The organism is Klebsiella sp. R390 (genome assembly GCF_051131745.1).
Classification (GTDB): domain Bacteria; phylum Pseudomonadota; class Gammaproteobacteria; order Enterobacterales; family Enterobacteriaceae; genus Klebsiella.
In genome coordinates, this window is record NZ_CP180445.1 from 2,511,440 (window position 1) to 2,528,231 (window position 16,792).

Here is a 16,792-nt window from a genome sequence, read left to right on the forward strand (position 1 = left end):
ACGGTTGCGGCAACCGCAATGCGCATCAAACGTCAATGACCAAAGCGCCACGGCCCTATACCCACAAAACTAACATCCCTAAGGCAACAATGTTAGGATAGTTTGTGGTCGACAATGACGGTAACAAGCATGTTAGACAAAGTTTTGAGAATTGCCACACGGCAAAGCCCACTTGCGCTATGGCAGGCGCATTATGTGAAAGATCGCCTTGAGTCCTGCCATCCTGGCCTGGTCGTAGAACTGGTGCCGATGGTCACGCGCGGCGACGTACTCCTTGATACGCCGCTGGCAAAAGTCGGCGGTAAAGGTTTATTTGTCAAAGAATTAGAGCTGGCCATCATGGAAGGACGCGCGGATATCGCCGTGCACTCCATGAAAGATGTTCCCGTCGAGTTCCCTGAGGGGCTGGGACTGGTCACCATTTGCGAGCGCGAAGATCCGCGCGATGCTTTTGTCTCGAATAATTACGCCTCAATCGATGCGCTACCGCACGGCAGCGTTGTTGGCACATCAAGTTTACGCCGTCAGTGCCAGCTGGCAGCCCGCCGTCCGGATCTGGTGATCCGCTCGCTGCGCGGCAACGTGGGCACGCGTCTCGGCAAACTCGATAGCGGCGAATATGACGCGATTATCCTCGCCGCCGCCGGGCTCAAGCGCCTGGGGCTGGAAGCGCGCATTCGCCAGCCGTTGACGCCGGAGCAGTCGCTGCCTGCCGTCGGTCAGGGCGCCGTTGGAATTGAATGTCGCCTCGACGATAGCTGGACCCAGACCCTGCTGGCCCCGCTCAATCACGACGAGACCGCCATTCGGGTCCGCGCGGAACGAGCAATGAACACCCGGCTGGAAGGCGGTTGTCAGGTCCCTATCGGCAGCTACGCCGAGCTTATCGATGGTGAGCTGTGGCTGCGGGCGCTGGTTGGCGCGCCGGACGGTACGCAAATGGTCCAGGGCGAGCGACGCGGTCAGCCACAAGAGGCGGAACGTCTCGGTGTTTCCCTTGCAGAAGAGCTGCTGGATAACGGCGCCCGCGATATTCTCGCCGCGGTGTATGCCGGAGAAGCACCGCGATGAGCATCCTGGTCACCCGTCCGCTGCCGCAAGGCGAAGAGCTGGTCAGCCGCCTGCGCTTGCAAGGACAGGAGGCCTGGAGCTTTCCGCTTATTGAATTTACACCCGGTCGCCAACTGCACGCGTTAAGCGGTCAGCTGGCCGCCTTATCCGCCGGCGATCTTCTGTTCGCGCTGTCGCAGCACGCCGTGGAGTTTGCTCACGCGCGCCTGCACCAGCTGGGTCAGCGCTGGCCGCAGGGTCCCGACTACTTTGCAATTGGCCGAACCACCGCACTGGCGCTGCATACGGTCAGTGGTCAGAATATTCGCTACCCATTAGATCGGGAAATCAGCGAAGTCTTGCTACAATTACCTGAATTACAAAACATTGCGGGAAAGAAGGCGCTCCTTCTTCGCGGTAATGGTGGCCGGGAATTGTTAGGTGAAACGCTCCGTGAACGCGGTGCCGAAGTCACTTTTTGTGAATGTTATCAACGCAATACAAAGCTTTATGATGGCGCAGAAGAAGCAATGCGCTGGCAGTCTCGCGGCATCAACACCCTGGTCATCACCAGCGGTGAGATGCTGCAACAGCTTTGGACACTGATGCCGCAGTGGTATCACGAGCGGTGGCTCCTACGCTGTCGCATTGTCGTTGTCAGTGAACGCCTGGCCCGGCAGGCCCGTGATTTGGGCTGGCAGGATATCCAGGTTGCCGATGGTGCCGACAACGATGCGCTGCTACGCGCATTACAATAACTCTCAACATTGGAAGCCATAATGACGGAACAACAAAACCAATCCGCCGTGGTTGAAGAGACCAGGGAGGCCGTGGACAAGACGCCACAGCCAGAAAATAGCGGAAAGAAAAACGGCGGTAATAAAACCAGCCTCGTCCTTAGCGCGGTGGCTATCGCCATTGCCCTCGCCGCTGGCGTGGGCCTGTTTGGTTTGAATAAACAGCAAGTCTCCCGGCAGAACGAAACCAGTACGGTGCTTGGCGACCGGGTCGCCGCGCTGCTTAAAGCGCAAGAGAGCCAGAAAAATGAATTCGACAGTCTGCTTAAGCAGCAGGCTGACCAACTCGCCGACGCCAGGCATCAGCAGGAAGCGCTGACAAAGCAGCTGGAAGAAGTACAGCAAAAAGTGGCGGTGATTTCCGGTAGCGATGCCAAAACCTGGCTGCTGGCACAGGCCGATTTCCTGGTGAAATCCGCCGGGCGTAAGTTGTGGAGCGATCAGGACGTCACCACCGCCGCCGCGCTGCTGAAAAGCGCCGACGCTAGCCTTGCCGATATGAACGATCCCAGCCTGATCGGCGCTCGCCGCGCTATCACCGACGATATTTCTACGTTGTCAGCGGTCAGCCAGGTGGACTACGACGGTATTATCCTCAAGGTCAACCAGCTCGCAAACCAGATCGATAACCTGCGTCTCGCCGATAACAACGACGATGACTCCCCGATGGATTCCGATAGCGAAGAGCTCTCCAGCTCCATCGGTGAATGGCGCGTCAATCTGCAGAAAAGCTGGCAGAACTTTATGGACAGCTTTATTACCATTCGCCGTCGCGACGAAACGGCAGTGCCGCTGCTGGCACCGAACCAGGACGTCTATCTGCGCGAAAATATTCGCTCCCGTCTGCTGGTTGCTGCCCAGGCGGTCCCACGCCATCAGGAAGAAACCTACAAGCAGGCGCTGGACAACGTCTCGACGTGGGTGCGGGCGTATTACGATACTGAAGATGCCACTACCAAGGCCTTCCTTGAGGATGTCGATAAGCTGAGCCAGCAAAGCATCACGATGAGCGTACCGGAAAACCTGCAGAGCCAGGCCATCCTAGAGAAGCTGATGCAAACGCGCGTCCGTAGCCTGATGGCACAACCTGCCGTCACCCAGAGCAGCGCGCCGGCTCCTGCAGCCCCTGCCCCATCGGCGCCAGCGCCAGCACCTGAACCGGCACCTGCACACGCGGCACAAGGAGAGTAACGCATGTTGAAAATTCTCTTACTGTTCGCGCTGTTGATCGCCGGGATCGTGGTCGGTCCGATTATCTCCGGGCACCAGGGATATGTGCTGATCCAGACCGATAACTACAACATCGAAACCAGCGTCACCGGGCTGGTCATCATTATGATCCTCACGATGGTGGTGTTGTTTGCCATCGAATGGCTGTTCCGTCGTATTTTCCGCACCGGCGCGCATACCCGCGGCTGGTTCGTCGGCCGTAAACGCCGTCGTGCACGCAAACAGACCGAGCAGGCGCTGCTCAAGCTGGCGGAAGGCGACTACCAGCAGGTTGAGAAGCTGATGGCGAAAAACGCCGATCATGCTGAGCAGCCGGTGGTGAACTACCTGATGGCGGCGGAAGCGGCGCAGCAACGTGGCGACGATGCCCGGGCCAATCAGCATCTGGAACGCGCGACTGAGCTGGCCGGGGATGACCTCATCCCGGTTGAGATTGCTCGTGTGCGCCTGCAGCTGGCCCGCAATGAGAATCTTGCGGCACGCCACGGCATTGATAAACTGCTGGAAATTACCCCCAGACATCCGGAAGTGCTGCGTCTGGCTGAACAAGCCTATACCCGCACCGGAGCGTGGAATTCCCTGCTGGATATCATCCCGTCCATGGCGAAAGCCAACGTTGGCGATGAAGAACACCGCGCCGCGTTGGAGCAGCAGGCCTGGGTTGGCCTGATGGGCCAAACGCTGGCCGACCGCGGTAGCGACGGGCTGCGTGAATGGTGGAAGAGTCAGAATCGCAAAACCCGCAGCCAGGTGACGTTACAGGTAGCGATGGCTAATCTGCTTATCGAGAGCGACGATCACGATACCGCGCAGCAGATTATTATCGACGGTCTGAAAAAGCAGTATGACGACCGCCTGGCGATGCTGATCCCGCGTCTGAAGACCAACAATCCCGAGCAGCTGGAAAAAGTTCTGCGCCAGCAGATCAAAACCGTTGGCGACCGTCCATTGCTGTGGAGCACCCTGGGGCAATCCCTGATGCGTCACGGCGAATGGCAAGAAGCCAGCATCGCGTTCCGTGCTGCGCTGAAACAGCGTCCTGATGCCTTCGATTATGCCTGGCTTGCCGATACGCTGGACCGGATGCATCAGCCGGAAGAGGCGGCATTAATGCGCCGTGATGGCCTGCTGTTAACCCTGCAGAACAACCCGCAAGCGTAACCGACCTTTTGCTATCGCCTCTTCTGGGGGCGATAGCGCTCTTCTCAGCACCCGCTTTTTCCTTTCTCTTCCTGCGTCCTCGCTTTTGCTATCGACTGCCGACCCCTGAAATAAAAAAACGCCTGCACTGAAATCAGGGCAGGCGTTAAAACAGGTCTGTTTGACAACAAATTGGGTGCTTCACTCAACGTAATGTCCATGGTGTTTGATGAGGCTAAACGCGACATCTATCAGTGGACGATAAGCACCATTAAACGGCTCTGCATCATTCCTGAGTTTATGAGGCAGTAAGGCGAACATAAGAGATGGAATGAGCATCTACCCGATTATTATCGCACAGGTTCGGGGGAAAATGTATCTGTCCGGACAATGAATTGAGACTATTCCGGGCAATAAGTCGCATCATGATGAGTGAAATATAAATAGCGATATCATGAGGATAGGTGATTTTTCTGCGAGTGCAGAAAACAAAAAACCCCGCCGAAGCGGGGTTCAAAATTGGTCGGCGAGAGAGGATTCGAACCTCCGACCCACTGGTCCCAAACCAGTTGCGCTACCAAGCTGCGCTACTCGCCGATATACTGCTTTTTGAATTTTTAGTTCAATTCTTTAAAGTCGTGGTGCGAGGGGGGGGACTCGAACCCCCACATCCTAAGGACACTAACACCTGAAGCTAGCGCGTCTACCAATTCCGCCACCTTCGCAATTCACAACTCTATCAAATAATGGGGTGGCTAATGGGATTCGAACCCACGACAACTGGAATCACAATCCAGGGCTCTACCAACTGAGCTATAGCCACCACTACAAATCTTTTCACGCGGCCCTGTTGAAACAGTCCACCGCAGCTCAAGCACCGGGTTAAATGGTGCGCCCGACAGGATTCGAACCTGAGACCTCTGCCTCCGGAGGGCAGCGCTCTATCCAGCTGAGCTACGGGCGCTTAGCGCCGTTGCGGGGTCGGATATTACGGACTTCCCCCCCCGCTGTCTAGTGCCTTTTTAAATAAAATTACTGTTTGGTCACGCTTTGTTCATTTTGGCGTTTATTCCGCCGTTTTCTCGGCATTCCCCTGCCTGGCGAAGCCAAAAACCCGATAAATAAGCGTTACCAGGGCGAGGAAAAGAATACCGACGAACAGCGACATACGGGTATCGTCATTAAAACCCATGCCGATCAGCACACAAATCAGAAACGCCATCGTGAGATAGTTCGCCCACGGGAACAGCAGCGAACGGAAAGGATGGCTGGCAATAGCCTCCTGATGAGTGCGGCGGAAACGGATCTGGCTAATCAGGATCACGAACCACGGCACCATCCCCGGCAGCACGCTGGCGCTGTAGACATAAACGAACACCCGCTGCGGGTTGGGGATAATATAGTTCAGGCAGGAACCAACCAGCAGAATCAGAATCGACAGCGCAACGCCCACGGCAGGCACGCCGTTGCGTGAGACTTTGCCAATAGCTGCCGGCAACTGACGGTTCTTCGCCAGCGCATAGAGCATCCGCCCGCAGCTGTACATACCGCTGTTACAGCCGGACAGCGCTGCCGTCAGAACCACAAAGTTGATAATCCCGGCGGCGGCCGTAATACCGATTTTCGCGAAGGTCAGAACAAACGGACTGCCGCCTGAACCAATTTGGTTCCACGGGAAAATAGTGACAATCACGAAAATGGCGCCCACATAAAAAATCAGGATCCGCCACAGGACTTTCCCCACCGCACTGCGCAACGTGACCTGCGGGTTTTTCGCCTCGCCGGCGGTGATACCAATCAGCTCAACGCCCTGGTAGGACGCCACCACAATACACAGCGCCGTCAGGAAGCCCTTCCAGCCGCCAGCAAAGAACCCGCCGTGCTCGCTGAGGTTCGAGAAGCCAATGGCATGACCGCCGTTGCCAAAGCCAAAGAAGATCACCCCCAGCCCGACCACAATCATCACGATAATGGTGGTGACTTTGATCATCGCGAACCAGAATTCGATTTCACCGTACAGGCGCACCGCCGCCAGATTCGCCAGCGCCACCAGCCCGACGGCAATCAACGCCGGTATCCATTGCGCCATCTCCGGGAACCAGAACTGCACATAGACCCCGATGGCCGTAATCTCCGAGATCCCTACCGCCATCCACATAAACCAGTAGGACCAGGCGGTAAGATAGCCGAAGAACGGACTCATATAGCGATGCGCATATACGGCGAATGAACCGGTCACCGGCTCAAGGAACAGCATTTCGCCCATCGAGCGCATGATAAAGAAGACAAATATACCGGCGATGATATACGCCAGCAGTACCGAGGGACCGGCCCACTTAAGCGTACTTGCCGCCCCCATAAATAGCCCTACGCCAATCGTCCCGCCAAGGGCGATCAGTTCAATATGCCTGGCCTCCAGCCCGCGCTGGAGTTCCACTTTTTTCTCTGTCATATAGCCTCTTGTGTTTGCCTTGCCTCCGGTTTTTATCCCTCATCCAGCGTGCTGGATGGCGCCGCACAAATGATCGACGCCACCGGGGAGTGACAGGTTTGTCACCTTGATTGCTCCCCAATGGTGTGGTGCATATACCGGTTATTTTTATGAATGAGTGAAAGGAAATAGCCTTGCCTGCGCGATGGCACCGCGTGCCCGTCGCGCGTTAAGCATGCGAATGGTTAATGAATTTTGAGGAAATGGCAAATAAAGTATCAGGCGAGTTAACTATTCACGCAGAATATGTACACAAACTCGCCGGACAGCGGTGGAATATCAGAGTTGACCGGTATAATACCAACGTAAATATCGCAGCAGACGGATCTGTCGTTTAATGCGGCTCGGCTGAGATACCAGACGATAAAACCACTCCAGGCCAAGGTTTTGCCAGAACCGCGGCGCCCGCTGGACATGGCCGGTGAAGACGTCATAGGTACCGCCTACGCCCATGTACAACGCCTGGGGATAAACTTCACGGCAGTCACGCATCAGGATCTCCTGACGCGGTGAGCCCATCGCGACGGTGACGATTTTGGCACCGCTGTCGCGGATCTGCTCAAACAGCGCCTGACGTCGATCGGCGGTGAAATAGCCATCCTGGCTGCCCACGATATTGACGTTCCAGCGTGCACGCAGCTGTGCCTCGGTCTGGGCCAGTATTTCTGGTTTGCCACCCACCAGATAGACCGGTGTGCCCTGCGCGCCTGCGCGCTCCATCAGCGCTTCCCACAGGTCAGCCCCTGCCACGCGCGACACCTGTGCCTGGGGGTATTTTTTCCGCAACGAGCGTACCACGCTGATGCCGTCGGCGTATTTAAACTCCGCGGCCTCAATCAGCGCCCGGACTTCGGGATTGTCCTCAACCGCCAGCATTTTCTCCGCATTGATCGCCACCAGCGTTCCCTGGCGAATCGTGCCGTCGGCGTAAAGATAATCCAGAGCGTGCTGCATATTACGCCAGCCGATAAGTTGTAAGCCTCTCAGCAGATACAACGGCGCCGAAATGGTCTCAGTCATGTTCATCCTTATCTGACCTGAGGTTGTGAAAGCGGCTTGACCCGCCGATGAATCAACCCCGCACTATCCAGCAGCCAGTACAGCAGTTTCGCCGCCAGTAAACAGATGCCAAAGATCACGAGGAAAAACACCACGCGTGAGCCAAACGAATCCAGCCCTTCGCGCGCCAGCACTATCATGTTGAAGATAGCGCCAAAACAGAAGCTATGCAGAATAGCCGCTTTATAGCGGTTAGTTTCCCGGTTGCCCAGCTCATACAACCAGTCGAACCATTTGATGATAAGCCCAACCGCCACCGCACCCAGCGGCACAAACCATACGCCGCCCATCACCACCAGCGAGCCGATCAGCGTGGGGGAAATAGCCAGGCCAGAGTGGTTGTTCAGCACTTCCCAGGTAAAGTAGTTGGCGGTGTTGAGCACCATCGATGGCCGGCCGTGCCACATCCAGCTGGGAATAAAGACGTAGAAGTCGCGGATCATCGGCGCCAGCCCCTGGAACTCGATCTTATCGTAGTTCTGCAGCAGCAGCGCCAGGTTCTCCCACGGCGAGAAGGTATCGCGGGTCAGGTACAGGAAAGTATAAAACGCTTCATCACCGCTGACGTTCATCCCATAGCGTTTGAGCGCCAGCCAGAACATCCCCACAATCCCCAGAACACCTGCCGCCGCCAGCATCCACAGGCTAATCCAGCCACGAATGATGCCGATAAACAAGAAGATAGCGAAAGCGATAATAATATTGGCGCGGGTACCGCCGACAATCGCGTAGGTCAGCAGGCCGAACGCCGCGGTGCTGATCAGGAAGAAGATCCACGCCTTATAATCCTGGCGCAGGAAGTAGACCACCAGCATCGCCGGGATAAAGAAATAGAAAAATCGCTTCAACGCCACGCCGGAGACTTCGCTGGAGAAGATCTGGCTGTAAGAGTTGAGCCGGAACAGCAAGAAGCCGTTATGGGCAAAGAAAATCCCAAGGCATAACAGGGCAATACCCAGCAAAATGCCCCAGGCCAGATGGGTTTCGACGCGGTTCATGGTAAACAGCGGGCGGCGCTGGCTATCGTCTGTGGCCGAGCGCAGACGGGTCTTATAGGTCACGTAGTAGACCGCGTAGAAGCACACCGACACCAGCAACGTTTGCAGCAGCACGTCCGGCGGGGCGACGCTCACATCAAAGCGGAACACCAGAATGCTGGTCAGCGGGAAGCCAAAGAAGAACGTCAGCAAAAACAGCAACGAGAAAAACACGTTGAAGTTAAAGCGCACGCGGCGAAACTCAAAGTAGGTCAGGGTGGCGATAAAAAGCGTCGACAGCAGCCAGACCACCAGCAGTCCGCAAAATGGCATTAATGTCATGAGTTGACCCCCGCCGCAATCCGCAACGCCTGCTGCCAGCCCGCGAGATAGTTCGGCCGGAAGAAAGCAATCTGGTTCTTATCAACGCCAGCCAGCTGGCGCTGCGCCTCGCGTACGACGGCGACATCCAGCGTATCGCCGGTAAACAGCACCGGGATATGCTGCTCCGTCATATCCTGCCAGAACGGATTCTCCCGGTTCAACACACAGGGGATCCCCGCCTGAATCAACAAACATAATGTACCGATACCTTGCTGGCGGGCAAACAGGAAGTAGCCCAGATCGCAGCGACGCAGCAGGTCCAGATAATCATGAAATTCCAGCTTTTCGCTCAGTATCTGCAGGTGTGCGGCACAGAACAACGCCGCGCCTTCCGCCTGCACTTCGCGAATATAGTCCGCATTGTTTTCCGGGTAGCCCATCGGCAGGATCACGTTCACCGTATCGCCAAACTGCCGATGAATAGCCTGCAGCGCCGCAATATGTTCGTTGCTGCGATCGCCAGAGTTGCCGACCAGAATGGTCAGCGTCTGGGTCTGTGGGGCGCTATCGGCCAGCGAATTAAGCGCCGGGTCCATACGCGTCGGGAAATAGAGCAGTTCGCCAGGCACGCGCGGATGGCGACGGGCAAACCAGCTCAGATCGCCCCGGGTGGCAAATACGCGCCCGACTCTCCCCTGCGCCAGACGCCGCAGCGGGTAGAACAGACGGAACTTCAGGCTGGACGAATTCTCATACAGATCGGCGCCCCAGATATGCCAGTTAAACTGGGCAGGACGAATGCCGCCGCTTAGCAGAGCCAGCCACAGCCCGGTATTAAACTGACCGTGGAAAAAAAAGCGCTGCTGACGATTGGCCTTTGCCTGAGCAATGACCGCCTGCGCCAGCGACTTTTTCCCGGAATAGCAGGTGATAGACAACGCCGGGTACGCCTCGCGAACTCCTGTTGCATCACCGACGACCATAAACTGACGCGCCTGCTCGTCATATGCGGCCAGTTCGTCGTTAAAAAACCGCAGAACGGTCTGGTTGTGGTGCGGGATATCCGATCCCAGTACATGTATCAGTGCTGTCATGCCCGTTTACGCCAGAGTAAAAACACGCCACTACAAAGGGCGAAATAAACAATATAAGTTGCCATATACGCCTGCGCCGCGCCAATTGCACCATTCGCTGGGATCAGCCAGTGCGAGAAAGCGGTCAGCAGCGTAAACTGGCTGATTTCCGTAAGTATATAAAAGCGCAGTGACGCTTTCGCGATCACCAGATAACCATAAACATAGGCACCCACCTTAAGCACATCGCCCACCAGTTGCCAGGCAAACAGGTCGCGCATCGCCGTAAAGCGGTCTGAAAATAGCAGCCAGATGGCAAAATCGCGTAACAACCAGACGGTTAAGCTCGCCGCAGCCACCGCCGGGAGGACAAATTTTAATGATTTGCCAATCTCGCGGGTAATCGCCGATTTGTCCGTCAATCGCGAGAGCGTCGGCAGCAGGTAAACGCTAAACGATGCGGTAATAAACTGCAGATAGGCATCGGAAATGCTGCTGACCCCTTGCCAAATCCCGACCGCTTCCCAGCCATAGCGGTCCGCCAGCAGATTACGCATCATCACGTAGGCCACCGGTAATGTCACCGAGGTCATCAGCGCCATCAGGGTAAATTTGGAAAGCTGCCCGGCCAGGCCGTTATCCCAGCGCGGCCGCAGCGCACTGAGCGGAATGGTCCCACGCCGCCATAACACAATGGCCGCCGGCACCACCACCAGTGCCGGTACCAGCGCCAGCCCAAGCAGCGCGCCCTGATAGCCAGCAAAATGGTAGCAGCCATAGTAGGCCACGACGCCAATCAGGCTACCGGCGATCAGCGACAGGGCATTCCCCGCCGCATCGCGAAAACCTTTCATCAACGCCAGCAGCAGGTTGGCCCACGCAATCCCCATTTGTACCAGCGCCACAAGGCGAACCAGCCCCTGGTAATGGGTGTGGCCAAACAGCCCCTGGCTAATCGGTGCCGCCGCCAGCAGAAAGATGAGTGCCAACAGCGTCGAGAAGCCGAGCACCATCGCCGAAGCGGTACCGACCACGTTATTGAGCTGCTGTCGATCGTCATGGTGTTGCGCGACCAGTTTGGTCACGCCATTGAAAATACCCGCACCTGCCAGCACGCCAAGCACGGTGACCAACTGGCGGAAGTTACCCGCCTGGCCAACCCCTGCTGGTCCATAGGAGACTGCCAGCAGTTTAACCACCAGCAGCCCGGCGCCAATTTTAACCAGCGTAGATGCGGCGGTCCACAGTGAAGCTCTAGCCAGCGACATATCAGGAGAAATAGCTCAGGAGCGAGTTAATCACCGTACGCTGGTTGGTCGACGTCAGGTTGTAGAACAGCGGCAGGCGCAGCAAACGTTCGCTTTCCTGAGTGGTGTGACGATCCTCACCGCGGAACTCGCCGAATTGCTCGCCCGCCGGGCAGCTATGCAGCGGGATGTAATGGAACACCGCCAGGATTTCCGCCTCTTTCAGCCAGGCAATCAGGTTGCTGCGATCGTCGATATCGCGCAGCTTGATATAAAACATATGCGCGTTATGCCCGCAGTCAGCAGGAATAACGGGCAGATCGATGCGCCCGGCCTTGGCTAGCGGCAGCAGCGCGTCGTAATAACGCTGCCATAATGTCAGGCGCTGTTGGTTGATCTGTTCAGCCGCCTCCAGCTGTGCCCACAGGTAGGCCGCCTGCAGATCGGACATTAAGTAGCTGGATCCGATATCGCGCCAGGTGTACTTATCCACCAGACCACGGAAGAACTGGCTGCGGTTAGTGCCCTTCTCGCGGATAATTTCTGCGCGCTCGATCAGCTGACGATCGTTGATCAGCGTCGCCCCGCCTTCACCGCCGGCGGTGTAGTTTTTGGTTTCATGGAAGCTGAAACAGCCGATATGGCCGATGGTGCCCAGCGCGCGACCTTTGTAGGTCGACATCACGCCCTGTGCGGCATCTTCAACCACGAACAGGTTGTATTTGCTGGCAAGAGCCATGATGGTGTCCATCTCGCAGGCCACGCCGGCATAGTGCACCGGCACAATCGCCCGGGTTTTCTCGCTAATCGCGGCTTCAATCTTCGTTTCGTCGATGTTCATGGTATCGCGGCGAATATCAACAAAGACGATTTTTGCCCCGCGCAGTACAAAGGCGTTGGCGGTCGAAACAAAGGTGTAGCTTGGCATAATCACTTCATCGCCCGGCTGGATATCCAGCAGCAGCGCCGCCATCTCCAGCGAAGCGGTGCAGGAAGGCGTCAGCAGCGCTTTTGCCGTCCCGAAACGCTGCTCCATCCATTGCTGGCAGCGGCGGGTAAATCCGCCATCGCCACACAGCTTGCCGCTGCCCATCGCGGATTGCATAAACTCAAGCTCGGTACCGACGACCGGCGGTGCGTTAAATGGGATCATGTTGTCACCTGTATAACCAGTACGCGGTGTTTTCCACATTCGCACCGCTGAGAATATAACGTTTAAGCGCGGCGGTATTGCCCATCTGGGTTGCCACCCGCAGTGTAGAGAGTTGACGATCTCTGGCCCAGCACCGTGCGGCCTGCATCAGCTCAGCGCCGGCACCGCGGCCGGCCAACAGACCAATTCGGGCGTCCGTCTCGTTGAGCTGGCGCAGTGAAACAAACGCGCGAATATCGCCATCGGCGGCGCGAAAAATCAGGCACTGGTTATCGAACGTGCCGCGTACCGCGTTTTCAATCCATTGCGCATAGAACCTGCCGCTGGCGTCCGCCGCGTACCAGGGGGCGCGGAAGCGGCTTTGGGAAAACGCCTGGGCCGCCAGCTCGCGTAACCGGGGAATATCCGCCACGGTCGCCACGTCACCGCACGCACCGCCTGGGGCTCCGACCGGCAGTGCCAGATCGACCTCGCCCTCCACCAACTGGAAGCCCAGCTGCTGGAGCGCATCCAGCTGTTCGCGGTTCTCTGCCTCGATCTTTGCTTGCAGACGTGACCAGCCCGCCAACGCTTGCGCGGTCAGCGGCGGGGCATCGTCACGGAAACGGACTATCGCACTATGAATGCCAAAGAAGCGATTTTCCCATTCCAGGGGTTCAATACTGGCATGGAGAGACATGAGAGGTATCCCGGACAGGGTGGTCAGGGCCAGCGCCCGAAAGACAACGCGGACGGGTGTCACTGACCAACATTGGACTCACCGCCATACCCCTTTGGTATCGACAATATAAGTCTGCGTCACGCTGTCGCCGCTGATGGCTTTAAACTCATTATGGTCCACCAGCATCACCAGCACATCGGCACCGGCTAAAGCATCCTCCAGCAAGGCCAGCGAACACAGGCCATCCAGCTGCTTCGGCAGCTGGTGAATATTGGGTTCAACCACCCAGGTGTCACCGCTGTGCCAATGGGCAATTTGCTTCGCGATAGCCATCGCCGGGCTTTCACGCAGATCGTCGATGTTGGGCTTAAACGCCAGGCCAAAGCAGGCGATTTTCAGTTCGCTGGCGCGCTTATTGCTGGCTGCCAGGCAATCCGCGACCTGCGCTTTCACCTGGCTAATAACCCAGTCAGGCTTATGATCGTTAACTTCACGGGCGGTTCGGATGAGTCGCGCCTGCTGCGGGTTTTGCGCCACGATAAACCACGGGTCGACCGCAATACAGTGCCCGCCAACTCCCGGCCCCGGCTGCAGAATATTCACACGCGGATGACGGTTCGCCAGGCGAATCAGCTCCCAGACGTTAATCCCCTGCTCGGCGCAGATCAGCGACAGTTCGTTCGCAAAGGCAATATTGACGTCGCGGAAGCTGTTTTCGGTCAGCTTACACATCTCAGCGGTGCGGGAGTTAGTCACCACGCACTCGCCTTCAAGGAAGATTTTGTACAGTTCGCTAGCGCGCGCAGAACACACCGGTGACATTCCGCCGATAACACGGTCATTTTTAATCAGCTCGACCATCACCTGCCCCGGCAAAACACGCTCCGGGCAGTAGGCAATATTGACGTCCGCCGCTTCACCGGCCTGTTGCGGGAAACTCAGATCCGGGCGCATTTCCGCCAGCCAGGCGGCCATCTGTTCGGTGGCCCCCACCGGAGAGGTTGACTCCAGAATCACCAGCGCTCCTTTCTTCAGCACCGGTGCAATAGATTTCGCCGCCGACTCCACAAAAACCATATCCGGTTCGTGCTGGTCTTTAAACGGCGTAGGAACCGCAATCAGATAGGCATCCGCCACAACCGGCGTGGTCGTGGCGCTTAAATAGCCCTGCTCGACCGCCGTTTTGACGACGCTCGCCAGATCCGGTTCAACGATATGAATCTCCCCACGGTTAATGGTCTCCACGGCATGTTGATTAATATCAACGCCGACCACCCGCTTCTGCCGGGAGGCGAACGCGGCAGCGGTTGGCAAGCCAATGTACCCGAGGCCAATCACTGAAATGGTAGAAAAACTCATAGCGTTACCTGATTTTTATTTTTAAGTGCGGACAAAATACGGTGACATGCCTGGCCATCGCCATAAGGATTATGCGCCCGGCTCATGGCCTGATACGCGGCATCATCTTTAAGCAAATGCATGACTTCAGCAACGATGCGCTGACGGTCGGTCCCGACCAGACGCACGGTGCCTGCGGCTACCGCCTCCGGGCGCTCCGTCATGTCACGCATCACCAGCACCGGTTTCCCCAGAGAGGGTGCTTCTTCCTGAATGCCGCCTGAGTCGGTGAGGATCAGCCAGGCGTTATCCATCAGCCAGACAAACGGCAGGTAATCCTGCGGTTCGATCAAAATCACGTTATCCACGTGGCCGAGAATACGATTCACCGGCTCGCTGACGTTCGGGTTCAGGTGAACCGGATAGACAATTTGTACTTCGGGATGGCTGGCGGCAATCTCTGCCAGCGCCTGGCAGATTTGCTCAAACCCACGACCGAAGCTCTCCCGGCGGTGGCCGGTGACCAGAATCATCTTCTTACCATTCGCCAGGAAAGGGTAACGCTGCATCAGCGTGGTACGCAGCGCTTCATCGCCCAGCGCCCGATCGCGAACCCAGAACAGCGCGTCGATCACCGTATTACCGGTCACCGTGATCTGGCCCGGCGCGATGTTTTCCTTCAGCAGGTTTTCCCGCGAAGTTTCCGTTGGCGCGAAGTGCCAGGTCGCCAGGCGCCCGGTCAACGTACGGTTGCCCTCTTCTGGCCAGGGCGAGCTCAGGTCGCCAGTACGCAGACCGGCTTCAACATGCCCGACCGGGATCTGCTGGTAAAATGCGGCCAGACTCGCGGCCATTGTCGTGGTGGTATCGCCATGCACCAGCACGACATCGGGTTTAAACGACTCCAGAACCGGCTTCAGCCCCTCGAGGATGCGGCAGGTAATTTCAGTCAGGCCCTGGCCTGGCTGCATGATATTGAGGTCATAATCCGGAACAATAGAAAAAAGTTTTAGCACCTGATCGAGCATCTCGCGATGCTGCGCGGTGACGCACACTTTGGCCTCAAAGTGAGGATCCTTTGCCAGTGCGTGAACCAGAGGTGCCATTTTGATGGCTTCGGGTCTTGTGCCAAATACCGTTAGTACTTTCACATCGATTCTCTTCGATTAGGTGATGAAGTCCATTTGCCCTTCATCACTGGACCCGGCGACGCGATAATGCAACGCCTGCACCAATGAGCGCCCCTACGATTCCCCACATCACCATAAGGAATACACGCCGCGGGCTATCACGTTTTACAGGTTCTTCCGGCGTTCGCAAATACCGGTAAGTCTGAAAACGTGGGTCTAAGGTCGGCCCTACGTTGAGCGTATTCAGCATGGCACGGCTTTGGTCATAGTCGAGATCGTATTCCGGACCAACCGCCTGTAAATTTTCCAGTCGTGCCTGCAGCATCGGCCTGCCGAGTAAAAACAGTTCGGAGTCCGGAAGCTGGTCCGCCGGAACATCCGTTTCGCTACGGGAAATATTGTGCTGCTGTGCGACTTTCAACGCCTCTTCCACGCTGTGGGTGCGGCGGTTAAAAATTTCTCGCGCCACCTCTTCCTGGCGTTTCACCTGCGCTTTCATCTGTACGGTACGAGCCGCCCAGGCGCCGCGCAGTTCATCGTTCAGATGCCCTGCTGCACGTTGGCTGGCGAACGCGACGTACTGGCGCAGCAGATTATTGGCATCCGGTGCGGTTTCCGCCGTCAGCTTCACGCTGTCGTTAACGTTTTTCAGCGGGTCGCCGGGCATAAACTGAATGTTATTGATCAGCTCATCCAGCAGCGCGGCATCGGCCCGGGCATTGCCCGACTGACGCTGCTTGTAGTAATCCGTCTGCAACCAAAAATCGCGGCGGGTATCCCAGGAGCCCTGCTGCATGATGAACTCTTTGTAGGCCTGATCCATCGCCGAAGGCTGGTCGACCGGCACAAGATTGGCTTTGATATCCAGATTGCGTAAGAACTGCTGCTGAGAATAGTAGCCACCCAGCATATTGACGGTGGGTCGATCGGTTATCGCCGTTGCACTCCACTCCTGGCGAGCAAAGAAGGCATAAACCAGAACGATCAGCGCAAATAGCACGGCCATGCCGACTATCCAGATTTTTCCTGCCCATAAGGCGCGAAACAGCCCGCGAATATCCAGCTCATTCTCAACGTTCACTGCTTGTGCTCCCGGTAATGGTTGAGTCATCACGTCCCCAG

Annotated in this window: 14 protein-coding genes and 4 tRNA genes; 4 read left to right on the top strand and 14 right to left on the bottom strand. The window is 56.8% G+C overall.

Translation table 11 applies throughout. The features are described from left to right. Positions 1-129: 129 nt before the first annotated feature. The 4 genes from hemC to hemY are packed head-to-tail and all read left to right on the top strand — an operon-like array spanning position 130 to position 4,238. Positions 130-1,071 carry a hydroxymethylbilane synthase gene (gene hemC / locus ACMYSP_RS11665; protein ID WP_434586896.1) on the top strand — a complete coding sequence of 314 codons (942 nt, stop codon included), beginning with the start codon at positions 130-132 and terminating at the stop codon, positions 1,069-1,071. Next, positions 1,068-1,808, top strand: coding sequence for a uroporphyrinogen-III synthase (hemD, locus tag ACMYSP_RS11670; RefSeq protein ID WP_434586897.1), 741 nt, complete (start codon positions 1,068-1,070; stop codon positions 1,806-1,808). Before hemC ends, hemD begins: the two co-directional genes overlap by 4 nt. Positions 1,809-1,829: 21 nt before the next feature. Beyond that, entirely contained in the window at positions 1,830-3,038 is a 1,209-nt protein-coding gene (hemX, locus tag ACMYSP_RS11675; RefSeq protein WP_434586898.1) for a uroporphyrinogen-III C-methyltransferase, read from the top strand. Positions 3,039-3,041: 3 nt separating this feature from the next. Beyond that, the gene (gene hemY / locus ACMYSP_RS11680; protein WP_123758117.1) at positions 3,042-4,238 is read left to right on the top strand and encodes a protoheme IX biogenesis protein HemY; all 1,197 of its coding nucleotides are present in this window, start codon (positions 3,042-3,044) and stop codon (positions 4,236-4,238) included. 499 nt (positions 4,239-4,737) lie between these two features. Here the strand turns inward: hemY and ACMYSP_RS11685 are convergent. The 14 genes from ACMYSP_RS11685 to wzzE all read right to left on the bottom strand — a co-directional run bounded on the left by ACMYSP_RS11685 (position 4,738) and on the right by wzzE (position 16,781). After that, positions 4,738-4,814: transfer RNA gene (locus ACMYSP_RS11685), tRNA-Pro, on the bottom strand. 42 nt (positions 4,815-4,856) lie between these two features. Then, positions 4,857-4,942 (bottom strand) — tRNA-Leu (locus ACMYSP_RS11690). Positions 4,943-4,964: 22 nt separating this feature from the next. Continuing rightward, positions 4,965-5,040: transfer RNA gene (locus tag ACMYSP_RS11695), tRNA-His, on the bottom strand. Positions 5,041-5,104: 64 nt separating this feature from the next. Beyond that, a tRNA-Arg gene (locus ACMYSP_RS11700) sits at positions 5,105-5,181 on the bottom strand. Positions 5,182-5,283: 102 nt separating this feature from the next. After that, the gene (gene thrP, locus ACMYSP_RS11705) at positions 5,284-6,669 is read right to left on the bottom strand and encodes a bifunctional threonine/serine APC transporter ThrP (RefSeq protein ID WP_123758118.1); all 1,386 of its coding nucleotides are present in this window, start codon (positions 6,667-6,669) and stop codon (positions 5,284-5,286) included. A gap of 318 nt (positions 6,670-6,987) precedes the next feature. Continuing rightward, on the bottom strand, positions 6,988-7,728 hold the full coding sequence (gene wecG / locus ACMYSP_RS11710) for a lipopolysaccharide N-acetylmannosaminouronosyltransferase (protein ID WP_434586899.1): 741 nt from the start codon (positions 7,726-7,728) through the stop codon (positions 6,988-6,990). Between the two features lie 8 nt (positions 7,729-7,736). Further along, positions 7,737-9,086: an ECA oligosaccharide polymerase gene (gene wzyE / locus ACMYSP_RS11715; RefSeq protein ID WP_434586900.1), complete on the bottom strand. Its 1,350-nt coding sequence runs from the start codon at positions 9,084-9,086 to the stop codon at positions 7,737-7,739. Next, positions 9,083-10,162, bottom strand: a complete 1,080-nt coding sequence (locus ACMYSP_RS11720; RefSeq protein WP_434586901.1) for a TDP-N-acetylfucosamine:lipid II N-acetylfucosaminyltransferase — start codon at positions 10,160-10,162, stop codon at positions 9,083-9,085. The genes wzyE and ACMYSP_RS11720 overlap by 4 nt, the downstream gene beginning before the upstream one ends. Next, positions 10,159-11,409, bottom strand: coding sequence for a lipid III flippase WzxE (gene wzxE / locus ACMYSP_RS11725; protein ID WP_434586902.1), 1,251 nt, complete (start codon positions 11,407-11,409; stop codon positions 10,159-10,161). The genes ACMYSP_RS11720 and wzxE overlap by 4 nt, the downstream gene beginning before the upstream one ends. Position 11,410: 1 nt before the next feature. Further along, positions 11,411-12,541: a dTDP-4-amino-4,6-dideoxygalactose transaminase gene (gene rffA, locus ACMYSP_RS11730; RefSeq protein ID WP_434586903.1), complete on the bottom strand. Its 1,131-nt coding sequence runs from the start codon at positions 12,539-12,541 to the stop codon at positions 11,411-11,413. 4 nt (positions 12,542-12,545) lie between these two features. Continuing rightward, the gene (rffC, locus tag ACMYSP_RS11735) at positions 12,546-13,220 is read right to left on the bottom strand and encodes a dTDP-4-amino-4,6-dideoxy-D-galactose acyltransferase (protein WP_434586904.1); all 675 of its coding nucleotides are present in this window, start codon (positions 13,218-13,220) and stop codon (positions 12,546-12,548) included. A gap of 78 nt (positions 13,221-13,298) precedes the next feature. After that, positions 13,299-14,561, bottom strand: coding sequence for a UDP-N-acetyl-D-mannosamine dehydrogenase (gene wecC / locus ACMYSP_RS11740; RefSeq protein WP_434586905.1), 1,263 nt, complete (start codon positions 14,559-14,561; stop codon positions 13,299-13,301). Then, on the bottom strand, positions 14,558-15,691 hold the full coding sequence (gene wecB, locus ACMYSP_RS11745) for a non-hydrolyzing UDP-N-acetylglucosamine 2-epimerase (RefSeq protein WP_434586906.1): 1,134 nt from the start codon (positions 15,689-15,691) through the stop codon (positions 14,558-14,560). The genes wecC and wecB overlap by 4 nt, the downstream gene beginning before the upstream one ends. Positions 15,692-15,734: 43 nt before the next feature. Continuing rightward, positions 15,735-16,781 carry an ECA polysaccharide chain length modulation protein gene (gene wzzE, locus ACMYSP_RS11750; RefSeq protein WP_434586907.1) on the bottom strand — a complete coding sequence of 349 codons (1,047 nt, stop codon included), beginning with the start codon at positions 16,779-16,781 and terminating at the stop codon, positions 15,735-15,737. Positions 16,782-16,792 lie beyond the last annotated feature (11 nt).